Source organism: Cohaesibacter marisflavi (assembly GCF_963665895.2).
Taxonomy (GTDB): Bacteria; Pseudomonadota; Alphaproteobacteria; order Rhizobiales; family Cohaesibacteraceae; genus Cohaesibacter; species Cohaesibacter marisflavi.
Genome location: NZ_OY762534.1, coordinates 906,140 through 930,947, shown reverse-complemented (window position 1 = coordinate 930,947; position 24,808 = coordinate 906,140). Strand labels below are relative to the sequence as shown.

Here is a 24,808-nt window from a genome sequence, read left to right as displayed (position 1 = left end):
CCGATCAGGAAACCAAAACAAAATGACATGCGCCGCCATAATCGTTGCCGCAGGATCAGGCAGTCGCGCCAGACGCGCATCCGACACCGTTGCCAAGCAATATCTCGAGATAGGCGGCAAAGCGGTCCTGCTCAGAACACTGGAACAGTTTCTCGCCAACGAAAAGATTGATCGAATACAGGTCGTCATCGGCCCGCAAGACAACGATCTTTACAATGAAGCGATCGCACCAACCTTGGCGGGCCAGTTAGCCGAACAAGCCAAAACAAAACTGCTTCCTCCTGTTCACGGCGGCGACACGCGTCAAATTTCCGTCCTCAATGGCCTCAAGGCAATCAAGACGGAAAATCCAAAGCATGTGCTGATCCACGACGCCGCCCGCCCCTTCATCACCGACGCCATTCTGGCGCGCTGTTTTGAAAGCCTCAAAGAACACAAGGCCTGCCTCGTTGCCACTCCCGTTACGGACACCATCAAGAAAGTCGATGCCAAAGGCGCGATTCTGGAAACCATTGACCGCACGACACTCTGGTCTGCGCAGACGCCACAAGCCTTTGATTATGCCTTTATCCTGAACGCACATGAAAAAGCTTTTAACCAAACACTCCACGCGTTCACCGACGACGCCTCAGTGGCTGAATGGGTTGGCGAGCCGGTGCATATCGTCGAGGGCAGCCCCTCCAATCGCAAGCTTACCAGTCAGGAAGATCTCACCATGGCTGAAACCATGATCACCCCAACCGCCTCGCGCCCACTGACAGACATCAGAGTAGGCACTGGCTATGATGTTCATGCCTTTGATGAAGGAGATGCAGTCATCATCGGTGGCGTCTCCATTCCCCACACGCACAAGCTCAAGGGACATTCCGACGCCGACGTCGGCCTGCATGCCATTACAGATGCAATCCTTGGCGCCATTGCCGACGGCGACATTGGCACACATTTCCCGCCCTCCGACCCGCAATGGAAAGGCGCCGCCTCGGATTTGTTCTTAAAAGACGCCGTGAGGCGCGTAAAAGAGCGCGGCGGCAAGCTCTCCAACATCGACATGACCATCATCTGCGAAGCGCCCAAAATCAGCCCACACCGGCCAGACATACGCGAAGCAATTGCCCAGATCTGCCAGATTTCAATTGATCGTGTCAGCGTCAAGGCAACCACATCCGAGCGCCTGGGCTTTACGGGTCGCAAAGAAGGCGTTGCAGCACTTGCTACAGCCACAGTACGCTTGCCTGAACAAGAAGACTGATTGTCACACTAACGAAAAGCCCATCAAACTGGCACAATTGAAGATCCGGGCAAGAGCACGCCTAGGCGACAGCCCCTGAATGCCCTTCTTCAGGAAAGGATCAAACATGTATGTGACCATGGACACGATTGAACTGGCCAATCAGGTTTTAGAAATCGCCAGAGAGCATGACTACAAGCTGGCCACGGCAGAATCCTGTACATCCGGCATGATAAGCGCCACCCTGACTGAAATTCCCGGCGCGTCAGTTTCCTTTGACCGCGGCTTTGCCACCTATTCCAATGAAGCAAAATCAGAAGTCCTTGGCGTTCCTGCTGAAATGATCAAAGAATTTGGCGCTGTCAGCGAAGAGGTTGCTCGCGCCATGGCTGACGGCGCCCTTGCGCACTCCAACGCCGACTTCGCCGTATCCGTCACCGGCATTGCCGGCCCCGGCGGCGGCACGCAGGAAAAGCCCGTAGGTTTGGTTCATTTTGCCGTATCGTCAAAACAGTACACCCAAAGCCACAACAAAAAGATCTTTGCCGCAATGGATCGCGAGAATGTACGCGCAGCAACGGTCGAACACGCCATGATCATGCTCATCGAAGCGATGACGCAAAAACATTTCATTTCAACTGAATAGAATTCATTTCATCAGCAATAAAACAAAAAGCCACCATCTTTTGATAGTGGCTTTTTATAAATAAACACATTCTCGCTCCATGATTGAGCGAGATATCTAGCTCAGATATGGAACCGGATCGACCGGATCTCCCTTAATTCGCAGTTCGAAGTGCAACTGAGGAGCTCTCACGTTGCCAGACATCCCAGCCTCAGCAATAATCTGCCCACGCCGTACTATCTGACCCTTGGTGACAAGCAGCTTGTTGTTATGAGCATAGGCCGTAACCCAACCATTGGTATGGCGAACAAGAATAAAGTTGCCATACATCTTCAGGTCATCGCCCGCATAGATGACGGTCCCATTATCTGCCGCACGGATGGACGTCCCTTCCGGCACAGAGAGGTTAATCCCCTCATTACGAACTCCAGCATTCTCGCCACCAAATCCGGAAATGATGCGCCCACGAACAGGCCAACGGAATTTTGCAGCAGAAGCGGTGTCGTTTGACTGATTGGACACAGGTGTTACCGGTGCTGCGTTTACTTGGGAAGGCGCAGAACTGGAAGCCTCATCTGGCAACCCAACAGCATTTTTCAGAGACGCAACGCGCTGCTTCTTCGGCTGGCTTGAAGGTGATGAATGGGCGCTTGACGCCATTTCACGCACCCAACGTGGCTTTGCCTTCGGAACCGCTGCAATCACTGGCGCAGATACTTGACGGCTGTCCTGTTGCGTCGTCGATACGCCACCGGCATTGCGATTGATCGATGCCGTTGTCGTATAATCGATCGCAGGCTGCTGATTTCTCTGCGGAATATGCAAGCGCTGCCCCATTCTCAGAGGTGCACTGACCGACATATTGTTGGCCTGAGCAAGCTCACGCGTTGACACGCCATAACGGCTCGCTATGCCACTCAGTGTCTCACCGGGATTGACCATATGACGGTTTTGGGCATTTGCATTCTGCTGAAGTTGCACAACTTCGCGCCCATAAGCGGACTGACCGCGCAAACGCAGAGGGTTACCCTTTGGCACACGCATCACATAAGGCAACTGCACCGAGCTGGAACTGATGGACGCCAGCTGCATGGGCTGCGACGATTGGGCATTCCGGTTTTGCTGAACAGGTCGCTGTGTCTGGGCTGCATAGCTTCTATAGCCTTGCTGTTGGAACACAGGAATCAAAACCTGCTGACCCGGCACCACATAATTCCGTCCGTTGATATCAGCAATGGCTTTTTCCGGCACACCGTAGCGGCGCGAAAGAGACTGAATATCTTCACCCTGATCGACCGTCACCATAGTGCCGCCGACACTGGTCCACTGACCACTCGTTCGGGCGTGATTCTGTGCCGATGCAGAAGGCGCAGACATGGCACGCACTTGATCTGAATAGCTATTACCAACTTGTCCGCCCGTCGGAATAGGGTTCGGCGGAGCGATCGAAGCCGTTGAAGTATAATCTATCCCTTTGGACTTAGGCGCGTTCTTTGGCAGTGAGAATATCCTAGCCAGACTGAAACGAGATTGCTGCGTTTCCTGCTGCGGAGCCGTCGCTGAAGAAGCCGCTGGCATAGAAACAGGTACGCGCTGATACTGATTGTTAGGCGCAGGATTATAGGAAGCGACCTGGGATTTCTGGCGCGGTGCAGCGTGCGGCAGGCTATCGAAGCGCGACACAACAACCGGCGGCCCATTCAGAACAGCAGCATTGGAGGAAGGCGCCCTAGAAGGATACCCACTAGAATTGGAAGCACTGGCCACATCAACATAGACAGGACCGGCAGACGCTTGACGATTCCCCGAAGGCATCGGCGGCATGGGCTGCGACGGATATGACTGATAGGTATTTGATGCTGAGCGATTAATAGACCCGGTTGTCAAAGCGACAGGAGCTGCCTGTTGAGACACTGGAACAGACTGACTGACAGAAGAAGCCTGTGCAACGGGTGCAGGAGACGCAGGAGCCGAATAAACGGGAGCATTATAAGAAGGTTGCTTGGTGGCATTTGCCTGATAGGCAGGATCACGATAAATAGGCTGCGCGCTACTGCTCCCCACAGGCACGACAGCTGGCATAGGCTGATTCACCGGCGCCACACTGGGTTGAGAACGAACCGAGCTGGTAAAAATCTCATTCTGATTGGAAGTATATCCTGAGCCAGGAGTTCCAAAACGTTCAACTTCACCGCTGCAGGCTGCAAGGGTGGCAGCCATCGCCAGCAATGAGGTCGTTGACAGAAGCTTACGCAATACTAAATAGTCCATACCAACACCGGTTCTACGCACAACACCCTACAAGTTGATACCAATTTAATCCAAGTATCCTTTCCAAACCTTTAAAACAGGCATTAAAATGGGCATCGAAACCACTACCCTGTGTTTACTTTCCCATTTGAGCAAATGAATACAAAAAAGGCCGCAACGCGCTCGCGTTACGGCCTTCTGATGAGAAAAATCCAACCCCTCTCTGACATTAAGAGGCTGGTATTAATAGGGTAATTCCCCCTATGCCTTCATCATTTTATCGAGTGTGCAATTGTCTGTCATGTCCAGATGCAGCGGCGTAACCGAGATTTTCTTATGCATCACAGCGTGCAGGTCAGTTCCTTCGGCCGGGTCGGACTTGCGATCTTCAAAACCAAGCCAGAAATAGGAAAGCCCACGCGTATCAACGCGCGGAACCACGCTCAAATGCGCCTGATCGCGCTTGCCTTGACGGGTATAGACAACCTCTTCCACTTCACTTGCCGGACATGCCGGGAAGTTCACGTTGAGCAAGGTCTGTCTTGGCAATTCATGATCGAGCAGATCCTTGACAACTCGAGCGCCATGCTCTTCGGCAGCACTCCAGTCAAATGGCTCGCAGCTCTCCCAGCTATAGGACTGGCTAAGAGCAATGGATCGAATACCGAGTACAACGCCTTCCATTGCACCGGCTACAGTGCCCGAATAGGTCACGTCTTCAGCCATATTCTGACCGCGGTTGACACCTGACAAAACAAGATCCGGACGCCCGTCCAGAATATGATCAACCCCCATGATGACACAGTCTGTTGGGGTGCCGTGTACGGCAAATTTTTTGTCACCCAGTTTCCGCATCCGGAGCGGATCATGCAGCGTAAGGGAATGCGCCATGCCGGATTGTTCGGTTTCCGGCGCAACAATCCAGACATCGTCAGAGAGCGCACGCGCAATCTTCTCTAGCACCACAAGACCGGGTGCGTTAATACCATCGTCATTGGTCAGAAGAATTCGCATTGCATTGCCTCATCAGTCAAAGTTTCAAAAAGCCAAGCGCAGCGATCCGCGTTTGGAAAACAGGAATACCGCCTGCGGGCGATCAGAACGCGCACCCACAAGCCAAAAGTCATGAACTGAAGCATCTGATGCTTCAGGCGGAAATCTTTTCCAATCCGCCCATATAAGGACGCAGAACTTCCGGAATCACGATGGAGCCATCTTCAGTCTGATAATTTTCCATGACAGCAATCAGACAACGGCCAACGGCGACGCCGGAACCATTGAGCGTGTGCACATATTTGACACTCTTGTCAGAGGCATCACGATAGCGCGCATTCATGCGGCGCGCCTGAAAATCACCACAGGTGGAAACAGAGGAAATTTCGCGATAGGTCTTCTGGCCCGGCAGCCAGGCTTCGATGTCAAACGTGCGCCGCGCAGAAAAGCCCATATCACCGATACATAGCGTAACAACACGGTAAGGAATGCCAAGTTTCTGCAAAATGGCTTCCGCACAGCCAAGCATACGCTCCTGTTCGGCAACGGAGCTGTCCTCATCCGTTACAGAAACCATTTCAACCTTGGTAAACTGGTGCTGGCGCAGCATACCACGCGTATCACGCCCAGCCGATCCGGCCTCAGAGCGATAGCAATGAGACAGCGCCGTTACGCGCATCGGCAGCTTTTCACCATCCACAATGCTTTCACGCACCAGGTTAGTCAGCGGCACTTCAGAAGTTGGAATCAGCCAGCGATCATCGTCGGTATGAAAGGCATCTTCGGCAAATTTCGGCAACTGGCCGGTACCAAACATCACTTCAGAACGCACCAATGTCGGCACGGACACTTCATCATAGCCATGCTCGTTGATGTGCGTATCAATCATGAACTGGCCAATGGCCCGTTCAAGACGCGCCAACTGACCTTTCAGCACAACAAAACGCGAACCGGACAGTTTTGCTGCGCTTTCAAAGTCCATCTGACCAAGCGCTTCACCCAGCTCAAAATGCTCTTTTGGCTCGAAGCTGAGCTCCGGCTTGTCACCCCAGGAATGATGCAGAACATTGTCATTCTCATCCTTGCCAGCAGGCACATCATCCAGCGGAATGTTCGGCAGGCTCGACAGAGCCGCGTTGAGCGCATCTTGCAACTCACGAGTTTTGGCTTCGCCATTCTGAATGGCGCTTTTGAGCTGCCCCACTTCGGCCATCAGGGCCTGAGCTTTTTCTTCATCGCCCGACCCTTTGGCCTTGCCAATTTCCTTGGAGGCAGCATTGCGGCGCTGCTGAGCTTCCTGCAATTTCTGCACTTCAACGACCCGCTCCTCATCCAGCGCGATCAGCCGGGATGACGATGCTTCAGCTCCGCGTGCAATTTGAGCCTTGTCGAATGCCTCGGCATTCTCGCGAATCCATTTGATATCGAACATGTCAGTAATCCCGAATCTAGCTTTGGTGGGAGGGTTGAAAAATTAAGACGGGCGAAAAATAGGCAAGCCCCAAGCATGAAGCAAGCATAATGCCACTTAGTCACCGCAAAGAATGCAGAAAACCCACAAACAATGGCCCGAAAGACAAACAATTTCCTTCAGGCCATGGTGCAAGTTTGCGAAAATCTCTAGGACGCCTCTTCTTCGGCGTCTCGTTCTGCCCGCTTTTTCTCCACGGATTTGACCGAGAGAATGGACAATTCATAAAGCAGCAGCGTTGGCAGCGCCAACCCCATCTGGCTGATCGGGTCTGGCGGCGTCAAAATAGCAGCCATGATAAAGGCAACCACAACAGCATATTTGCGCTTTGACTTGAGAAAAGCAGAATCCACGATACCGGCACGCGCCAACAGCGTCAGAACCACCGGCAGCTGGAACACAAGGCCGAAGGCGAAAATCAGGGTCATGATCAGACCGAGATACTCACTCACCTTGGGCAGATGGCGAATTTCAACCGGTCCCTCGCCCACCTGCTCCATGGAAAGGAAGAATTGCATCGCCAGAGGCATGACGACGAAAAAGACAAGGCAGGCGCCAAGCAGAAACAAGATTGGCGTCGCAATCAGAAAAGGCCGGAAGGCCTCTCGCTCATGTTTGTAGAGCCCCGGCGCCATGAACATGTAGATCTGACTGGCGATCACCGGAAAGGCAATGAACAGCGCGCCGAAAAGCGCGATCTTAAGCTGGGTGAAGAAATATTCCTGCGGCGCGGTGAAAATCATCTCCACCTGATGCGTTCCGCCAACGGCACGTTCATAAGGGATGACAAGAATATTGAAAATATCGCTGGCAAAATAGAAGCAGAATAAAAAGGCAATCGCAATCGCGATCACCGTCTTGAGCAGGCGACTGCGAAGCTCCACCAAATGCTCGATCAAAGGAGCCTTGCTCTCTTCAATCTCGTCTTTTTCATTGTCACTCATCAGTCAGCCTTCTTGGTCACACCGTCTTCCGGTTCTGCGCTATCCTTGGCTGCATCACCATCCAGAATTTCGGTATCCTGATTTTCTTCGGCAAAAGCCTCTTCTACTTCAACCGCTTGAGAAGGCTCATCCGCCGTTTTGGAAGAGATTTCGGCGGGCTTGTCATTCAGCGACGAATTGATCTCGTCGGTGCTTTCCTTCATGCTCTTGGAGACATCATCCGTCACATCGCTGATGTCACCCAACTGCTTGGTGACAGCATTCTTGACCGCATTGCGCGGATTGAGATTGCGGACATCATTCAAGGTATCAGCAACACCATCAAGCTCCGCTTCCCGCAGGGCTTGGTTGAACTGATTTTGGAAATCGCCGGCCATACGTCGAACATTGCCAACGGTTTTGCCAACAGTTCTGAGCAATCCGGGCAGTTCCTTGGGCCCTACCACCAGAATCGTGATGATAACCACCACGATGATTTCGCTCCAACCGATATCAAACATCGAAATGCACCGGACACGCTAGAATACAGGAAAAACAAATAGATAACAAAAGTGCGCTAACAGCTTAGTTCACTTTGTCTTTCTCTTCGCTACTTGCAGAAACCTGTTCAGACTGCTTGCTTTCCAGAGCCTGTTGGTCGTTTTCTTCCTTGTCCTCTTCCTTGAGGCCCTTCTTGAAGCTGTTGATGCCCTTTGCGACATCACCCATCAGGTCGGAAATCTTGCCACGACCAAAAAGAAGAACAACAACGACAGCAATAATTGCGACCTGCCAGATACCAATCTGCATACTGAAATCCCTTTATTTTCTGCTTCGCGTCGCAAAGAGCCTCTCCGCGCACGCTCGAACACACGAGAGCCTTTTGCCAGCTTTGAGCTTACTTTGTCAAAGAAATAAGCAATCTAGGACGATTTGGCAAATATCAGTACATCCTTTTTACGAAACGATACACCGATATTCTCTCCTGGCACAAAAATATGTCCAGAACCAGATCGGACAAAGAAAGGATTGTCGCAATCCTTGATTGTTACTTCATATAAATCAATCTCTCCAAGAAACATACGTCTCTTCACGCGTGCAGGCAGAGCGGACACATATTCCTCATTGATCGCCTTATGCAGCTTAACGCCCTGCTGGCGGATACAGACCAGCGCGTCTTGCCCGTCTTCAAAGCCGTCAGCTGCAAAAACACCGATTGGCGTATGCACGGCGCCCGCCTTGACGACGCCCTCCACCTCGTTAAGGTCGGAGAAAAACCGTGCCGCCCAATAATCAACTGGATTAAAATACAAGTCTTCCGGTTTCGCATATTGCACAATATGCCCATTCTTCAAAAGCAAGATGCGATCACTCACCCGCAGAGCTTCCTCCGGATCATGAGTGACGATGACGCACGTTGCCCCCATTTCACGCAACACCGCAATGGTTTCATCGCGCACCCGATCCCGAAGGCGATTATCAAGACCGGAAAAAGGCTCATCCATGAGCAGAACACTGGGCCGAGGCGCAATGGCACGCGCCAGCGCCACACGCTGCTGCTGCCCACCAGAAAGCATATGCGGGAAATGATCCGCATACTCTTCAAGACCGACACGCTTGAGCGCTGCCCGCGCTTCTATATCGGCAGATTTTAGCGGCAAATCCTTGAGCCCGAACATCACGTTCTTGAGGATCGAGAGATGCGGAAACAGGGCATAATCCTGAAACATCAACCCGACATTACGCGCCTCGGGTGGCACGAATACCCCCTCGCCAGCAACGACCTTGCCATTAAGCCGCAGTTTTCCGGAAGTCGGGCTTTCGATACCGGCCGCGATCCGCAATAGCGTAGTCTTGCCAGCACCCGATGCACCAAGCAGGGACACGATCTCCCCCGGCTCAATGGAAAAAGAGATATCACGCAGTACTTCATGCCCATCGAACGAGCACTCAATCGCCTCAAAATCAAGTCCGGCAGCGATGGCTGCCCGCGCCGTGCCTCGACTTCCCCAACGATTGCGGCCCTCATGCATATTCAATGATACTCTCCGTTAAATGGGCTGACTATATCCAGTCTCAGACGTCTTATGCATTGGCCAATTCCAAAACACAACTTTTATACTCATAATATAGACATCAAGACAGGCAAACTTTGGTCTCTCAAGGAAGGCCAATCAGGACTCATCGGTATCTTGCTTGTCGTCTTCTTCCATCGCTTCAAGCGCGAGCTCGTAATTATCTTCAAGCGGCTCCTCGTCATCGGCCAAATCTTCGGTGTCATCAGGTGACGGCATGGAGAAAGCCGGCGGCAAGGCAGAATCCAGCATGCCAGTCCCCTTGAGCTCTTCCAACCCCGGCAGATCCTGAATGGATGCCAGATCGAAATGCATAAGAAATTTCTCGCTGGTGCCATAGGTAACCGGACGCCCGGGAACGCGCCGGCGCCCCCTTACCCGCACCCATTCGGTCTGCAGCAGTACATCCAAAGTGCCGCGCGCAACGGAAACGCCGCGGATCTGCTCGATATCGGCGCGCGTGACGGGCTGATGATAGGCAATGATGGCCAGTGTTTCCAAAGCCGCACGCGAGAGTTTTCGCGGCTCAATCGCCTCGGCCTGCATCATGAAAGAAAGATCCTTGGCCGTGCGAAACAGCCATTTGTCATTCACCACAATCAGATTGACGCCGCGATTTTTATAATCCTCTTTCAGTTGAGCAAGAATGGCCTGCACATCGACTGAATCCGGCAAACGGACAGCGATATCGGCAGTGCTCAGCGGCTCCGAACTGGCAAAGAGCAGGGCCTCCACCATCCGCTTGAGCTGCAACCGCGCTTCCTTGGCCAACGCCTCATACTCGCCCCCCAAGGGCTGTTTAATTTCTTCCATCATTGGCCCTTCCCTTGTTTGCCGCGCACATAGATTGTCCCGAATGCATCGGTCTGCCGGATTTCCAGATGCCCTTCCCGCACCAGCTCCAACGAAGCGGCAAAAGAGCTGGCCAAAGCCGTTGTACGAATATCCGAGAGCTTGAGATAGGTCTGCAAAATCGTTTCAACGGGCGTCCAGTCATGAACGCCGCCGATCAGCCGCATCAAAACATCCCGGGCCTCGGGTAGAGACCAGACCTCGCGCTTGCGCACATGCACCAGCGACACAGATTGTCTCTGCCGCAAAGAGGCATAGCCGGTCAGCAGATCATAGAGCGAGGCGGAAAATTGGGGCTTGCGGATAAGGGACATATCTTCAGGCTGCCCTCTGATGAAAAAATCCCGTCCAAGGCAGGGGCGATCCATAAGCTTGCCCGCAGCCTCGCGCATGGCTTCAAGCTTGCGCAGACGAAAGGCCAGCATGGCTGCGAGTTCCTCACCGCTCGGCTCATCTTCATCAGGCATCTCGGGGATGAGCAATCTGGACTTGAGATAAGCCAGCCAGGCCGCCATGACCAGATAGTCCGCTGCCAGTTCCAGCCTCAGCTTGCGGGCGCGCTCAATGAATTGCAAATACTGCTCGGCCAGCGCCAGAATTGAGATCTTGGTCAGATCGAGCTTTTGCTTTCTGGCCAGCGCCAAAAGGAAATCCAGAGGCCCTTCAAAGCCATCGACATCAACAATCAGCGATGGCTCGCCAACGCCTGCCTTGGGCACCAGATTGAGATCAGAAAATTCACCCCAATCCGCACTTGCCTCTGAAGATGAGGCATTTTCGTCAGCTTTGGCGCTATCGCCTTGCCCCCCGGACACATCGCTTTCGCTCGTCAATGCAAAGGGCAAAGTGGCATCCTCGGCAGCAGTGGACAATTGATCCACATCGGAGGTCTCGCCAACAACCGCCTTGCCTTGCCCGCGCCCCTTACGTTCTTCGCTAGATGCCATGCTCCGCCAGATCTCACTATACAGAAAGGTCTCGCCCCAGACCCGCTATCGGTTACCCTTATAAGGAAAGACTATCGTTCTTTCTGAGCCAAACCAAGCGCACAAAAAGAAAATCCGGCCACTAAGCCGGATTTTCGCATTCATATATGAGTATTGAGCTTACTGACGTGCAACCAGACAGTCACCACCGGCAGCCTTGATCCGGTTACAGAAGTTGATCGCGCCACCCTGATCAGCAAAGGAGCCAACGCGGACACGGTAATAGATGCCCCGTGCGCCAAGGTCGGCTTGCTTGATATCCGGCTGATACCCGGCAAGCACGCTGCTCAACTGGGCCTGAATGTTGGCATAGCTGGCCCGTGCCTGCTCAGGTGTGCGCTGAGACGTCACCTGTACAGTGTAGCCACCATTCCCGCTCGGAGCGGCAATGGACTGTGGCGGAACAGGATTGGGCGCAGGAGCCGCCGCCGGGGCGGTTGGCGTCAGAACCAACGGAGCCTGGCTGCTCGGCTGCGGTGCAGCTGGTGCAAGCTGAGGTGCACTGCTCTGGTTAGCCGCCTGAAGCGCCGCCAACTCGGCAGGCTTGGACTTCGGCAACGGCATATCTTCTTCATCAACAACTGGCTGCACGGCATTCGCCCCGCCTCCATTGAGCTGATTGCCATTGATATCCGTATTGTTGGTTTGCGAAATGGCCTGTTCGGAAGGCGTCGCATTCAACAATTGCTGATCGACACTGGAGAGCTGCGTATTCTGGTTCTGATTGGCGCCAGAATCTGCAGGTTCTTCAGAGGTCACAAATGTGCCATCAGGCCGCACAACCACGGTACGAACCTTTTTCGGAGCCACTGCACCGCTGACGGAATCGCCATCACCCGTAGACTGGGACACGGAAGATTCGCCACCAGACAATGGAATGACCCGCGGCGACTGTCCGTTGGCTGTGATATCCATCGGTGTCTCGGTTGCCGGCATCATGTTGGACGGCCCTTCATCGCTTTCGGTGCCATCAATACGGTCATAAACCGTCTGGTCCTGATGCGGAACAACCTTGCCACCCGGATCTTCAGGCGTTTCTTTCACCGGATCAGTATTGGCCTCAATGACCGGTGTTTCGGTGCTGCCACCGCCGCTCTGCCCGAAACCCCAAGCCAGCAGGCCGCCAACAACCACAACACCAGCCGCAGCAGCGGCCATGTAGAGCCCCTTGCGGGACCTGCGTTTTGGCTGAGGAGCGGCCATGGCTGCGGCCGTTTCAAGAGTGGTGTAGTCTTCATCCTGATAATTGGGCGCACTCTCTGCGGCTGCCTGAGCAATCGTCGGATCAGCATATGACCCATATACAGGCGCATCCGCAGCAGAAAAGTCATCCCCGACAGGATCCTGATAGCCACCCTGCCCCGGCGCATATCCCTGATCATAGGATTGGGTGCCCGGATCACGGTAAGATGGGTCTGTGCCATAGTTGGCATAATCATCATGCTGCCCGGCAACATTTACGTCAGGAGCTGGCGTTGGATTTGGTTCAGGTGCCCTATACGGCATATAGGGTTCGCTTGCCTGCTGCGCAGACGGATCATTGAAGACCGCAAACGGGTCTTGACGCAGACCACGCGACTGAGCTGGTGCCATCGGTTCTTCAACAGGCCGCCGCTGTCCGTAGCTATCGGACGGGCTCTGTTGAGATCGCGAATAGGTGCCATATGGCTCAGGCTCGGATGCTGGCGCTGGCGTAGGATCCGGCGCATACCGCGGGGATTGACCTCCGCCATAAGGAACATCAGATGCCCCGGCACCTGGATCATTCGGACGGTAGTCCTGCATAGGATCGGCAACAGGCTCAGCCTGCCGACGGTCTCTCCAACTGGATGGCATGACGGGTTCGGGAGCAGGTTCCACTGGCGCGTCTGCCGCTTCAGACTGATACCCGCCAAGCGGATCGACCCGAGGCGCACGCGGAGCGGTTGGCTCAGCTTGGCGACCATATTGAGGACCGGCTGCACCTTCATCATAGGACCGGCCACCTCGAAGGGACGGACCTCGTTGCTCTCCAAGAGACACTTCCGGCGCATGAGGGCTTACCTCAGGTTGCTCTGGCTGAGAGCGGAAATCGTCCTGTTCGCGCGTAGCCCGCAAACCGGTGAAGAAGGAATCTTCCTTCTCTGCGGCAGAACGGCGGCTCAATTGACCATAGCTTCCACTGGTAGCCACCGGCGGCTCATCATCGGCAGTCTCGGCAGGCTGACGCGTGTGCTCCGACTCGACTGCAGGAGCAGTGGGAGCTGGAGAAGATGGCGCCGAAGAAGATGGCGCGATGTCATCAAAAAGCGAGCTCCAGTCATCCAGCCCGGGTCCGCCTTCTGCTGGGCGATCAGCAGAGGGCAGCGGAGCCTGAGAAACTTCTGGTTCCTGAGCATACGCTCCAGGATCCTGCGAAATCGGAGTTTCCGGCGCTGCATATCTGGGATCAAATCTGGGATCTATGGCGTCCCGCAAATCAGGCGCAGGATTATTCTGCGCCGACTGCTGAGGCCTGCCTTGCGACATTGGACGAGCCTGTGGCACCGGATCATGCTCTCGCATGTCCGCACGTGTTACCTCGCCTTGAGGCGCAGCTGGCTGACCACCTGGAGCCAGCGGCACATAGCCAGCTTCATCATGTTGTCCGCGCAACTCTTTTATTAATTCTTGTTCCAGAATCCGCAAATCATCTTCAGAAACAGTAGAACCACCACGTTGGCCGGAACCTGAACCAAAGTCGCCACTTGAGACGATTCGGTCCAATTCGGCCAATGGATCTTCCATAACCGGAGCCGCATCTTTGTTTTCACGAGCCTGACGTTCAAAATCGGACCAGTTGGATGCGGGTGATTGCGGCTTCTTGTCATTGGGATCAGACATGGCGATTTGCCTTTTCATTCATACACTTAACTCGTACTGCCTGGCAAAGCTTTGTCTTGAGAAATGACTGGTAACCAACTATCGCATTTCTTCAGGTGCATTTACACCAAGCAGACCGAGGCCAGAACTGATTACCGTGGCCACTGCCTGAACAAGAGCCAAGCGCGCTAGAGTCATTTTCTCATCTTTAACGTTAATAAAGCGTAATTGCGGCATTTCCTTGCCTTTGTTCCACACAGCGTGGAAATATCCAGCAAGATCATAAAGGTAAAACGCAACCCTGTGGGGCTCTTGTGTTTCGGCCGCACCCTCTACTATTCGCGGATATTCTGACAGCTTTCTGATTAACGCCAGTTCCAGTTCATCATTTATAGCACTCAGATCGGCATTTGCTAGATCTTCGAGCCCGACAGACAGATGCGGCACTTCATTTGCAGCCTGGCGGAAAATGGAAGCGGTCCGGGCATGCGCATATTGCACATAGAAGACCGGATTATCTTTGCTCTGTTCGGTGACCTTTGCAAAATCGAAGTCAATCGTGACCTCGGACTTGCGATACATCATCATGAAGCGTACGGCATCAACGCCCACTTCTTCCACCACATCACGCAGCGTGATGAAGTTACCTGCGCGCTTGGACATCTTGAGCTGTTCGCCATTGCGCATCAGATTGACCAGCTGACAAATCTTGACTTCCAGACCACCCTCACCCTGTGTGATGGCTGCAACAGCAGATTTCAGCCGTTTGACATAGCCACCATGGTCAGCACCGAGAATATCGACCTGCTTGGAATAGCCCCGTTTGAACTTGTCAAAGTGATAGGCAATGTCATTGGCGAAATATGTGTTGCTACCGTCAGACTTCTTCAAAGGACGGTCAATATCGTCGCCAAACTCAGTTGACCGGAACAGGGTCTGTTCGCGATCTTCCCAATCATCGGGAAGCTGCCCCTTGGGTGGTGGCAAAGTGCCCACATAGACATGTCCCTTGTCAGACAGCCATTCGATGGCTTCCTTTACCCGATCCTTCTCGCCATAGATAAGGCTGCGTTCGGAGAAGAAGACATCATGATTGACATTGAGGGCGGCAAGGTCACCCCGGATCATCTCCATCATCGCATCAACAGCATAGGCCCGCACCAGAGGCAACCATTCCTCTTCGCTTGCCTTTTTCAGCTTGTCGCCATGTTCCTTGGCCAGCGCCTCGCCAACAGGCACGAGATAATCGCCCGGATAAAGACCATCTGGAATGGTGCCGATATCATCGCCCAGCGCCTCGCAATACCGAAGGAAGGCAGACCGTGCCAAAACATCCACCTGCGCCCCCGCATCGTTGATGTAATATTCGCGGCAAACGTCATAGCCTGCAAAATCCAACAGATTGGCAATGCAATCCCCCAGCACGGCGCCACGCGTGTGGCCCACATGCATGGGGCCGGTCGGGTTGGCGGACACATATTCGACATTGATCTTCGAGCCAGCCCCGAGATCGCAACGACCGAACGCCTCACCGGCCTTGACGATCGTCTTCACCAGACCCCGCCAGAAATCATCGGACAGCGCCATATTGATAAAGCCCGGACCGGCGACATCCACCTTGGCCACATCCCTGTCCTCAGCGAGCGCTTCAACGATTTTATCGGCAACATCGCGCGGCTTCATGCCAACCTGTTTGGACAGGACCATCGCAGCATTGGTGGCCAGATCACCATGGGCCGCATCGCGTGGAGGCTCGACAATCACACGGGACAGGTCAAGCTCTGAGCCATCGCGTGCCGTCAATCCGATCTCGCTGATTGCAGCCTTGACCCGGTCGGTAAAAATAGTAAAGACGTTCATCTTCAATCCTGTATGATCGTCGGCCAGTGGCGGGGCGGTTCTTGTTGAAACTCGCCTCAAGTAGCGCGCATCTGGCACTGATTGCTAGCAGTGTAGAGGGTCAGGACACCCGGACGCCATCGCTTTCGTCTATTCTCAAGCGACAAAGCATCACATGGAGCCCCAACCCGCAAAAATCCATATGTTCGGGGATAGGATCTAACCCAAATCCGGGGTGACGTCAAACAGACGTTGATGTTCCTGAATGGCAAAACGGTCTGTCATACCAGCCACATAGTCAGCAACGCGACGAGCAACGAGTTTCCGTGGCGCTCCATCAAGGTCAAACTGCCAGTTTAGCGGCATCATATCAGGTGCATTAAAGTGATAGACAAAGAGATCTTCAAGCACCTTCTCCGCACCACGCATGATGCGCATGACATGGTCTTCCCGATAAACATTATGAAAAAGAAACTGTCTGATTCCCGTCACGGCAGCGGTCATTTCGCTGGAAAAGTGAACAATCGTCTCCGACGCATTGCGCACATCCTCAACCGATTGCGGAGCCAGCCTCTTGAGATTGTCCATCGACGTATTGATGACATCCTCAACCATCCGCGTGATCAGCCTGCGAACAATTTCATGGGCCGTGCGTTCTTCAGACAGCCCCGGATAGGTTGCCTCCACCTCTTTGAGCAAGTCGCAGACCAGAGGCACATCCCGCAATTGATCCAGAGAGATCAGCATCGCACGCAAGCCATCGTCAATATCATGGGAATTATAGGCGATATCGTCCGCAATGGCAGCCGCCTGCGCTTCGATGCTGGCATAGGACCAGAGCATCAGGTCCTGTTGCTCGGCATAAACGCGAATGGCATAGGGAAGTCCGCCTTCATAATGCCCGATCCCCTTCCCGTCCCGGTCGGTCAGCGGTCCATTATGCTTGACGAGCCCCTCGAGGGTTTCCCAGCTCAGATTGAGGCCATCATGTTCTGCATAGCATTGCTCTAGCGCAGTCACGGCCCGCAAGGACTGGGCATTGTGATCAAACCCGCCATAAGGCTGCATCACCTTGTTGAGCGCCCGCTCCCCCGCATGGCCAAACGGCGTGTGTCCCAGATCATGCGAAAGTGCCAGCGCTTCAGCCAGATCTTCATCAACAGACAAAGCCCGCGCAATGGAACGGGCGATTTGTGAAACCTCCAGCGTGTGGGTCAGGCGCGTTCGGAACATGTCCCCTTCGTGATAGAGAAAGACCTGCGTCTTTGCCTGCAAGCGCCGGAAGGCCGAGGAATGAATGATACGATCCCTATCTCGCTGGAAGGGGGTGCGCGTGGGACTGGCAGCTTCTTCAAACAAACGCCCCTTGCTTTCATGAGGCAAAACAGCATAGCGGGCGCGCGGCTGCGCACCAAATCCGATCGCTGACACCATTATTCTTCCATTCCAAGTTCAAGAATTTTAACACGCACCGCCAAAATGGTTGACTTGCGCTCTTTCGATCTTAACTATCATGAGAAAGAGTAGGCTTTGTGAAGCCCCATTTATAGGTGTAATTCTCCATTTTTCAGGCAAAACCGGCCTGTATCAAGCACTTCTGGCCAAAATAGGGGCCTTAGTAGAAGCGCGGATGGGAAATGAGACAGGAATATCCAAATGTCAAACCCGATCACAGTGACAGATAGTGCCATCAAACGAATCGCCACCATCCTTTCCAAGGAAAAGGATGGTTCCATGCTGCGCATCTCCGTGAGTGGTGGTGGCTGCTCCGGTTTCCAGTATAATTATGACATTGTGACGAGCAGCGAGGACGATGATCTGGTCATCAACAAGGATGGCGCAACGATCCTTTTCGATCCGCTCTCTTTGCAATATATGGAAGGGGCTGAAGTTGATTTCGTCAGCGACCTGATGGGCCAGTCCTTCCAGATCCACAACCCGATCGCCAGCGCATCTTGCGGCTGCGGTACGAGCTTCTCGATCTGACCGGCTGCCCACACGCCGCGGGCATGACAACTCACACTTGACCATAAATGCCCATCAGCAAAGAGGCCACCCATGCGCATCGCCACTTGGAACATCAACGGCATCAAGGCTCGTCATCCCAACCTGCTAAGGTGGCTGGAAGAAGAAAAGCCGGACATTGCCTGCCTGCAGGAAATCAAGTCCGTCGATGAAGCCTTTCCGCGCGCGGACATTGAAGCACTGGGCTATAACGTGGAAACCCACGGCCAGAAGAGCTTTAATGGTGTGGCCCTTCTATCCCGTCTGCCCTTTGAAGAGGTCAATCGCGGCCTGCCCGGCGACGATGAAGACGAGCAGGCCCGTTTTATCGAGGGTATCTTCTCAACCGACAAGGGGCCACTGCGCGTCGTGAGCCTCTATCTGCCGAACGGTAATCCGGTGGAGACAGAAAAATATCCCTACAAGCTGAACTGGATGCGCAGGCTCATCGCTTGGTCAAAAGACCGTCTCACACTTGAGGAAGCCTTTGTTCTTTCCGGCGACTATAATGTCATCCCGACGGCAGATGATGTGCATGATCATGATGCCTGGTGGGGCGATGCCCTATATCGCACAGAGACGCTTGAACTGTTCAGGGAGTTAAAGGCCCTCGGCCTTACCGAAGCCTTCCGCGCCTGTAATGGCACGCCACACCAATATTCCTTCTGGGATTATCAAGCCGGCGCCTGGCCGCGCAATCACGGCATTCGCATCGACCATCATCTGCTCTCGCCAGAGGCGGCAGACATGCTGAAGGCGTGCGAAATCCAGAAAGACACCCGTGATTGGGAAAAACCGTCTGACCATGTGCCGGTCATGATGACGCTCAGCTGTTCACAGTCATAGGCGTTGCCTAAAACAGAGATGAAAGCCAAAGCGGCGGACAATCAGTTTGCCGCCGCTATCCAACCATTCATTCGTTATCCAACCATTCATTGGCAAGAGATACGGCCTTTTTGCGCGTGGAATCATCGGCCAAAGCAAAAGCGGCTTCCTGACGGTCCAGCACTTCGGGATTGGTTGCATCCAGCATCCGAGCAATTGTCAGCCACTTGAGCCCGTTGACCGGTTGCTGCGGCAGAATGCTGCCTTCAAGAAGCAACTCACCCAATTCCAGCTGGGCACCAATATGCCCCTTGCGGGCGGCCTTGCTCAGCCAGCGTGCAGCCATTTTGGGCTCTATCTTGCCATCGGATTTGTCCAGATAAGACATTGCCAGATGATATTGTGCATCCGGATCGCGGAAATAAGACGCAGCATATTGCAGAAAATCACGCGCTTTTCCTGGATTGGGATCCAGTTTACCCTTGATTCCTGAGCGCACGAATGCACTCAGCTTCACAATGGCGTTTGAGACATAGCGCGCTTCAACAGACCCCGGCTGCGCATCCCCATAGCGTCGCACAATACCATTGAACAGATCGAAGGCTTGGCTGGGATCCTTGACGACCCCGTCCCCTTCTTCATACATCCGCCCCAGCTTCCACTGAGACGCCATATGCCCATTGTGCGCAGCATAGGTCAAAGCCTGCACAGCGGTGGACTTGTTGCCAAATTTGTAGGCTTGCGCGCCGAAGCGAAACGCTTCATCGGGGCTGGCTTGCCCTTCTTCGATCGTGCGAGGATCGAAGGCATGGGCAGGCAAACTCCCCACGGCTCCAAATAAGCCGATCAGGGTCAAAGTCTGCAATAGATTTACCGCAAAACTTGTTTGACGCTTCATGACATACCACTTGTCTGCTCAGCACAAAGACCCTTACGTCTCAACGCCTCACAGCCCCAGTCTCCTGTTTACCCGGCAGCATCGCTCCCAATCGCCGGGCGCCGTTTGAATATCGCTCTTCCCCGAGTGACTTGTTTTAATGAGATTTCTTGAAACCTATCAAGACCTCAAAAATGTCACTTCTGTGACGGGTTTTCATTAACTTTTATCTCTGCCCCGTTCAACTGTCTCGAAGCTGACTCCATAATGTGGCTGAACACGGGCATAAGGCGTTAAGCGTTATGGTTAACGAAACCTTTTTCATTCTGGCGTGTCTTTTCTGCAACGCCCTTGGCCCCCGATTCCTGCGCAATCCAGTAGCATTAGTAATTTTAACCATATTCCAATTTTCTGTAACGGGGGCTCATTTGAGGTTAATCTAATTGGCATAGTTTGAAATAAAGCCAACCAGGGGAGGAAAAAATGCCTAAACCAGCCATAAAAGCCAAGGATGCCTCTCTCGACGAGACAGACGGCAAAACTGAAGATCTGGCAAAACTGGAAGAGGTGCTGGTACAAAGCCAGCCGGACGAACGCTTAGCCACAGCAGCATCAATAGCGCCATCATCCCCTGACACCCCGCAAGAAGAACAAAAGCCGCGCCCTTCCCTTTATGAAATGCGCCACGATCCAAGTGAAATTCGCCGTGTCTTCGAGCATGGGGTCTATCCCTACAAGACGAAGATGAAACGCCAGACCTACGAAAAACAGAAGAGCCTCTTGCAGGTAGAGCTCCTCAAGGCACAAAAATGGGTCGAAGAATCCGGCGAAAAAATTGTTCTTCTTTTTGAAGGACGAGATGCCGCAGGCAAGGGCGGCACCATTAAGCGGTTTATGGAACATCTCAATCCACGCACAGTAAGCGTTGTGGCGCTGAACAAACCAACAGATAGAGAACGGACCCAATGGTACTATCAGCGCTATGTGGAGCATCTGCCCGCTGCTGGCGAAATGGTGCTGTTTGACCGCTCTTGGTATAACCGCGCAGGCGTTGAGCGTGTCATGGGGTTCTGCTCACCGAGCGAATATCTCGAATTCATGCGCCAGACGCCGGAATTCGAACGCATGATCCGCCGCTCGGGTATCCGTTTGTTCAAATACTGGTTCTCGGTAACGCAGGAAGAACAGCGCCGCAGATTTGCATCAAGGGAGACCGACCCGCTCAAACAGTGGAAGCTCTCCCCGGTCGACAAGGCGTCTCTGGACAAATGGGATCAGTATACTGAAGCCAAGGAAGCCATGTTTTTCTACACCGATACGGCAGACGCTCCCTGGACGATCATCAAGTCCAATGACAAGAAGCGCGCGCGTCTCAACTGTATGCAGCATTTTCTGGCGTCCCTGCCCTACCCCAACAAGGATCGTCACATCGTCCACGGCCCTGATCCGCTGATTGTTGGAAGCTCGGGGCAAGTGATCGGCAATGACGAACATATTCTGGGCAAGAGCCTCAGCCCCACAGACTGAGTTCTGCAGGCACTCACATGCCAAGCTGATGGCTGACACCGAACACACAAAAGGCCGCATCATGCGGCCTTTTTCATACCCACCCGGTTCCTCTAGGCAGCTGTTCCGTAGATTAGATCGGCGCGCTGCTCAAAGGCAGACGAAAACTTTTTGAAAGCCTTGTCAAACATCGTTCCCATCAAACCAGAGAGCATCCGGCTGCGGAATTCATAATCGATGTAAAAAACCACATGACAGGCCCCGGGCTCTCCCTCGATGGGCTCGAAGGTCCAACGGTTTTCCATATGCTTGAAAGGCCCGTCCAGATATTCGGCAACAATCTGGTTCTGATCCGGCAGAAGTGTCACCTTGGAGGTAAAGCTCTCGCTGATCATCTTGTAGGCCACAACCATGTCCGCGACAAGGATCGCTCCTTGAGGCGTTTCCTTGCGCCCCCGAATATGGAGCGATTTGCAAAGCGGCACAAACTCGGGATAACGCTCGACATCGGCGACCAGCTTGAACATCGCTTCGGCGGAATGCTTCACTTTATGACGGGTCTGGAATTTTGGCATATGGGCAAGGCTCTCCAATCACTGACCAAGCTTGGCGCGACGAGCAGCCTTCAGCTTTTCGAAATCTTCCCCTGCATGATGGGAAGACCGCGTGAGTGGATTGGCCGAAACCATCAGGAAACCTTTAGTGTAGGCAATCGTCTCATAGCCTTTGAATTCCTGCGGCGTCACGAATTTGATCACCGGATGATGCTTCTTGCTCGGCTGCAGATACTGCCCGATGGTCAGGAAGTCCACATCGGCAACGCGCAGGTCATCCATCAACTGGAGCACTTCGTTACGCTCTTCGCCAAGGCCAACCATAATGCCCGATTTGGTGAACATAGTCGGGTCCAGTTCCTTAACGCGCTGAAGCAGGCGAATGGAATGGAAGTAGCGTGCGCCCGGACGCACCTTGAGATAATTGGATGGAACCGTTTCCAGATTGTGGTTGAACACATCAGGCTTCGCCGCCACAACGGTTTCCAGCGCGCCTTCCTTGCGCAGGAAATCCGGTGTCAGAACCTCGATGGTCGTTTCAGGTGACGCATCGCGGATAGCAAGGATCACGTCAGCAAAATGCTGTGCGCCCCCATCTTCCAGATCGTCACGATCAACGGAGGTGATCACCACATGCTTGAGGCCCATCTGAGCCACTGCACGACCGGTATTTTCCGGCTCATTGGGATCAAGAGCATTGGGCATGCCGGTAGAAACATTGCAGAACGCGCAGGCACGGGTGCAGATCTCGCCCATGATCATGAAGCTGGCATGCTTGTGCGACCAGCATTCACCCATATTGGGGCAACCGGCTTCTTCGCAGACTGTTACAAGCTTGTTGCCGCGAACGATGTCGAGGGTTTCCTTGTAGGCCTTGGAGCCAGGAGCCTTGACGCGGATCCAGTCCGGCTTTCTCTGGATCGGATTATCAGGCCGATGGGCCTTTTCGGGATGGCGGGGTTTGGCAACCACCTTGCTCACAGTGTCTGCCTTGTTTGAAACGGTATCAATGATCGTAACCATTCAGGTTCCTCGTCATCCCTATAAAGTCTGGTTGATCAGCAATATCCAACCTTTAGCAGGCGGTCAAGCCGATCAGGATCGAACTTTCTGATAGACAAACAGCACCAAAATTGCGCCGAGTGTCGCAATGATAATGGTGTCTATCCACACAGAACCAGTTAACGACATCAAGCCTGGCAAAAATCTCTGAGCAATGAATCCACCAACAAATGATCCAATAAGACCAACAATCAGATTGGTCAGCAAACCATGATCAGAGTCAGTAACTTTCTCAGCGATGTAACCTGCAACAATGCCCACCACAATCCAAAATATCAAATTCATGCTTCTACCTCTAATTTAAAATATGCAAGCGGACCCCATATCCGTCCTCTTACATACATAGCATCTGTGAGAGGGCAATCAAGTTTCCTACGCGGGGCAGACGATGATACGCCAGCCCCGCAACGCTCACCACGTAGCTTTAAATTGGAGGATCATTGGCCTATACGGCCCATGATTACGTCTGGATCACACGACCATAAGCGTCGCGAACCGATTCCGGCATCATTTCCGAAAGGGTCGGATGCGGGAAGATGGTTTCCATCAGTTCTTCTTCGGTTGTCTCCAGACCCATCGCAACACAGAAGCCCTGAATAAGCTCGGTCACTTCAGCACCAATCATGTGGGCGCCGAGCAACTGGCCGGTCTTCTTGTCAAAGATGGTCTTGATCATGCCTTCCGGTTCACCAAGCGCAATGGCCTTGCCGTTGGCGATGAACGGGAAGCGACCAACGCGAACGTCGAGCCCTTTTTCCTTGCAGGCCTGTTCGGTGAGGCCAACTGAGGAAACCTGAGGATGGCAATAGGTGCAACCCGGGATCGTGCTCTTGTTCATTGGATGAGGTTTGAGGCCTGCGATTTTCTCAACGCAAATGGTGCCTTCATGCTCGGCTTTATGGGCCAGCATCGGAGGACCAGCAACGTCGCCAATCGCATAGACACCTTCAACATTGGTGCGGCCATATTCGTCAATCACGATGCAGCCACGATCGGTTTTGATGCCGAGCTTTTCAAGGCCGAGATTCTCGATATTGCCCTGAACACCGACAGCGGAAATGATACGGTCAGCCTTGATGACTTCGGTCTTGCCACCTTTCTTTTCGATGGTAGCCTCGACATTGTTGCCGCCCTTCTTGACGCCCGTCACCTTGGCTTCGGTCAGGATCTTGATACCCTGCTTTTCAAGGGACTTGCGCGCCATACCGGAGATTTCATCATCTTCGACCGGCAGGATCTTCGGCATCATTTCCACGACCGTTACATCAGCACCCATGGTGTTGAAGAAGCTGGCAAATTCGATACCGATCGCGCCGGAACCGACAACCAGCAGGCTTTTCGGCATGATGTCCGGCTTGAGAGCGTTGAAATAGGTCCAGATCAGTTTCTGGTCCGGCTCAAGACCCGGCAGAACGCGCGGACGAGCACCGGTCGCCAGAATGATATGCTTGGCCTTGTAGGTACCAGCATCGTCACCGGAAACAGTGATCGAGCCTTTCCCTTCAAGAACAGCTTCACCCTTGATCACGGTGACCTTGTTCTTCTTCATCAGGAAGCCAACGCCTGTGTTCAGCTGCTTGGAAACGCCACGGGAGCGTTCGACAACCTTCTGCAGGTCAAAGCTTACGCCTTCAGCAGAAAGGCCATAATCCTTGGCATTCTGCATGAAGTGATAGATTTCTGCGGAACGAAGCAGAGCCTTGGTCGGGATGCAGCCCCAGTTAAGGCAGATGCCGCCCAGTTCGTTCTTTTCAACGATTGCCGTTTTGAGACCAAGCTGCGCCGAGCGAATGGCAGTCACATAACCACCGGGTCCAGAACCGACTATAATTACGTCAAATTCAGTCTGTGCCATTTTGAAAATTCCTCTAAATCACCTCAGACCCCTCACCGGACT

22 protein-coding genes are annotated in these 24,808 nt (G+C 53.4%); 5 read left to right on the top strand and 17 right to left on the bottom strand.

Going from position 1 to position 24,808, the window contains the following annotated elements:
* Positions 1–22 precede the first annotated feature (22 nt).
* Both ACKPCT_RS05455 and ACKPCT_RS05450 read left to right on the top strand, forming a co-directional pair.
* Positions 23–1,249, top strand: a complete 1,227-nt coding sequence (locus ACKPCT_RS05455) for a bifunctional 2-C-methyl-D-erythritol 4-phosphate cytidylyltransferase/2-C-methyl-D-erythritol 2,4-cyclodiphosphate synthase (protein ID WP_319568616.1) — start codon at positions 23–25, stop codon at positions 1,247–1,249.
* Between the two features lie 106 nt (positions 1,250–1,355).
* Positions 1,356–1,874: a CinA family protein gene (locus ACKPCT_RS05450; RefSeq protein WP_319568615.1), complete on the top strand. Its 519-nt coding sequence runs from the start codon at positions 1,356–1,358 to the stop codon at positions 1,872–1,874.
* A gap of 96 nt (positions 1,875–1,970) precedes the next feature.
* Here the strand turns inward: ACKPCT_RS05450 and ACKPCT_RS05445 are convergent, their stop codons facing one another.
* The 12 genes from ACKPCT_RS05445 to ACKPCT_RS05390 form a co-directional block, all read right to left on the bottom strand.
* A complete protein-coding gene (locus tag ACKPCT_RS05445; RefSeq protein WP_319568614.1) occupies positions 1,971–3,230 on the bottom strand; it encodes a peptidoglycan DD-metalloendopeptidase family protein in 1,260 nt (419 codons plus the stop codon).
* Positions 3,231–4,364: 1,134 nt separating this feature from the next.
* Positions 4,365–5,117, bottom strand: a complete 753-nt coding sequence (gene surE, locus ACKPCT_RS05440; RefSeq protein ID WP_319568613.1) for a 5'/3'-nucleotidase SurE — start codon at positions 5,115–5,117, stop codon at positions 4,365–4,367.
* A gap of 133 nt (positions 5,118–5,250) precedes the next feature.
* Positions 5,251–6,528 (bottom strand): serine--tRNA ligase, encoded by a 1,278-nt coding sequence (gene serS / locus ACKPCT_RS05435; RefSeq protein ID WP_319568612.1) that lies wholly within the window; start codon positions 6,526–6,528, stop codon positions 5,251–5,253.
* 188 nt (positions 6,529–6,716) lie between these two features.
* Positions 6,717–7,511, bottom strand: a complete 795-nt coding sequence (tatC, locus tag ACKPCT_RS05430; protein ID WP_090071392.1) for a twin-arginine translocase subunit TatC — start codon at positions 7,509–7,511, stop codon at positions 6,717–6,719.
* The gene (tatB, locus tag ACKPCT_RS05425) at positions 7,511–8,011 is read right to left on the bottom strand and encodes a Sec-independent protein translocase protein TatB (protein ID WP_319568611.1); all 501 of its coding nucleotides are present in this window, start codon (positions 8,009–8,011) and stop codon (positions 7,511–7,513) included. Before tatB ends, tatC begins: the two co-directional genes overlap by 1 nt.
* Positions 8,012–8,075: 64 nt before the next feature.
* Positions 8,076–8,300, bottom strand: a complete 225-nt coding sequence (locus ACKPCT_RS05420) for a twin-arginine translocase TatA/TatE family subunit (protein ID WP_090071396.1) — start codon at positions 8,298–8,300, stop codon at positions 8,076–8,078.
* Between the two features lie 113 nt (positions 8,301–8,413).
* Entirely contained in the window at positions 8,414–9,523 is a 1,110-nt protein-coding gene (locus tag ACKPCT_RS05415) for an ABC transporter ATP-binding protein (protein WP_319569387.1), read from the bottom strand.
* Positions 9,524–9,664: 141 nt separating this feature from the next.
* A complete protein-coding gene (scpB, locus tag ACKPCT_RS05410; protein WP_407652477.1) occupies positions 9,665–10,378 on the bottom strand; it encodes an SMC-Scp complex subunit ScpB in 714 nt (237 codons plus the stop codon).
* Positions 10,378–11,364, bottom strand: coding sequence for a segregation and condensation protein A (locus ACKPCT_RS05405; RefSeq protein ID WP_319568610.1), 987 nt, complete (start codon positions 11,362–11,364; stop codon positions 10,378–10,380). The genes scpB and ACKPCT_RS05405 overlap by 1 nt, the downstream gene beginning before the upstream one ends.
* 159 nt (positions 11,365–11,523) lie before the next feature.
* The gene (locus tag ACKPCT_RS05400) at positions 11,524–14,265 is read right to left on the bottom strand and encodes an SPOR domain-containing protein (RefSeq protein WP_319568609.1); all 2,742 of its coding nucleotides are present in this window, start codon (positions 14,263–14,265) and stop codon (positions 11,524–11,526) included.
* Between the two features lie 78 nt (positions 14,266–14,343).
* A complete protein-coding gene (gene argS / locus ACKPCT_RS05395) occupies positions 14,344–16,104 on the bottom strand; it encodes an arginine--tRNA ligase (protein WP_319568608.1) in 1,761 nt (586 codons plus the stop codon).
* A 198-nt stretch (positions 16,105–16,302) separates the two neighbouring features.
* On the bottom strand, positions 16,303–17,517 hold the full coding sequence (locus ACKPCT_RS05390) for a deoxyguanosinetriphosphate triphosphohydrolase (protein ID WP_090071408.1): 1,215 nt from the start codon (positions 17,515–17,517) through the stop codon (positions 16,303–16,305).
* Positions 17,518–17,739: 222 nt separating this feature from the next.
* Here ACKPCT_RS05390 and erpA point away from each other — a divergent pair, with 222 nt between their 5' ends.
* Together erpA and xth are read left to right on the top strand one after the other, a co-directional pair.
* Complete coding sequence (erpA, locus tag ACKPCT_RS05385; protein WP_090071410.1) at positions 17,740–18,069, top strand: iron-sulfur cluster insertion protein ErpA; 330 nt, start codon at positions 17,740–17,742, stop codon at positions 18,067–18,069.
* A gap of 72 nt (positions 18,070–18,141) precedes the next feature.
* Complete coding sequence (xth, locus tag ACKPCT_RS05380; RefSeq protein ID WP_090071411.1) at positions 18,142–18,933, top strand: exodeoxyribonuclease III; 792 nt, start codon at positions 18,142–18,144, stop codon at positions 18,931–18,933.
* A gap of 67 nt (positions 18,934–19,000) precedes the next feature.
* Here the strand turns inward: xth and ACKPCT_RS05375 are convergent, their stop codons facing one another.
* The gene (locus ACKPCT_RS05375) at positions 19,001–19,810 is read right to left on the bottom strand and encodes a tetratricopeptide repeat protein (protein ID WP_090071415.1); all 810 of its coding nucleotides are present in this window, start codon (positions 19,808–19,810) and stop codon (positions 19,001–19,003) included.
* A gap of 462 nt (positions 19,811–20,272) precedes the next feature.
* Here ACKPCT_RS05375 and ppk2 point away from each other — a divergent pair, with 462 nt between their 5' ends.
* Positions 20,273–21,316, top strand: coding sequence for a polyphosphate kinase 2 (gene ppk2, locus ACKPCT_RS05370; RefSeq protein ID WP_090071417.1), 1,044 nt, complete (start codon positions 20,273–20,275; stop codon positions 21,314–21,316).
* Between the two features lie 92 nt (positions 21,317–21,408).
* Here ppk2 and ACKPCT_RS05365 read toward each other — a convergent pair whose 3' ends face one another.
* From ACKPCT_RS05365 to lpdA, 4 genes are all read right to left on the bottom strand, one after another.
* Positions 21,409–21,870 carry a type II toxin-antitoxin system RatA family toxin gene (locus ACKPCT_RS05365; RefSeq protein WP_090072151.1) on the bottom strand — a complete coding sequence of 154 codons (462 nt, stop codon included), beginning with the start codon at positions 21,868–21,870 and terminating at the stop codon, positions 21,409–21,411.
* An 18-nt stretch (positions 21,871–21,888) separates the two neighbouring features.
* Positions 21,889–22,872 carry a lipoyl synthase gene (gene lipA / locus ACKPCT_RS05360; RefSeq protein WP_090071419.1) on the bottom strand — a complete coding sequence of 328 codons (984 nt, stop codon included), beginning with the start codon at positions 22,870–22,872 and terminating at the stop codon, positions 21,889–21,891.
* Between the two features lie 72 nt (positions 22,873–22,944).
* Entirely contained in the window at positions 22,945–23,196 is a 252-nt protein-coding gene (locus ACKPCT_RS05355) for a GlsB/YeaQ/YmgE family stress response membrane protein (protein ID WP_319568607.1), read from the bottom strand.
* A 175-nt stretch (positions 23,197–23,371) separates the two neighbouring features.
* On the bottom strand, positions 23,372–24,766 hold the full coding sequence (gene lpdA, locus ACKPCT_RS05350) for a dihydrolipoyl dehydrogenase (protein ID WP_319568606.1): 1,395 nt from the start codon (positions 24,764–24,766) through the stop codon (positions 23,372–23,374).
* Between the last annotated feature and the right edge of the window lie 42 nt (positions 24,767–24,808).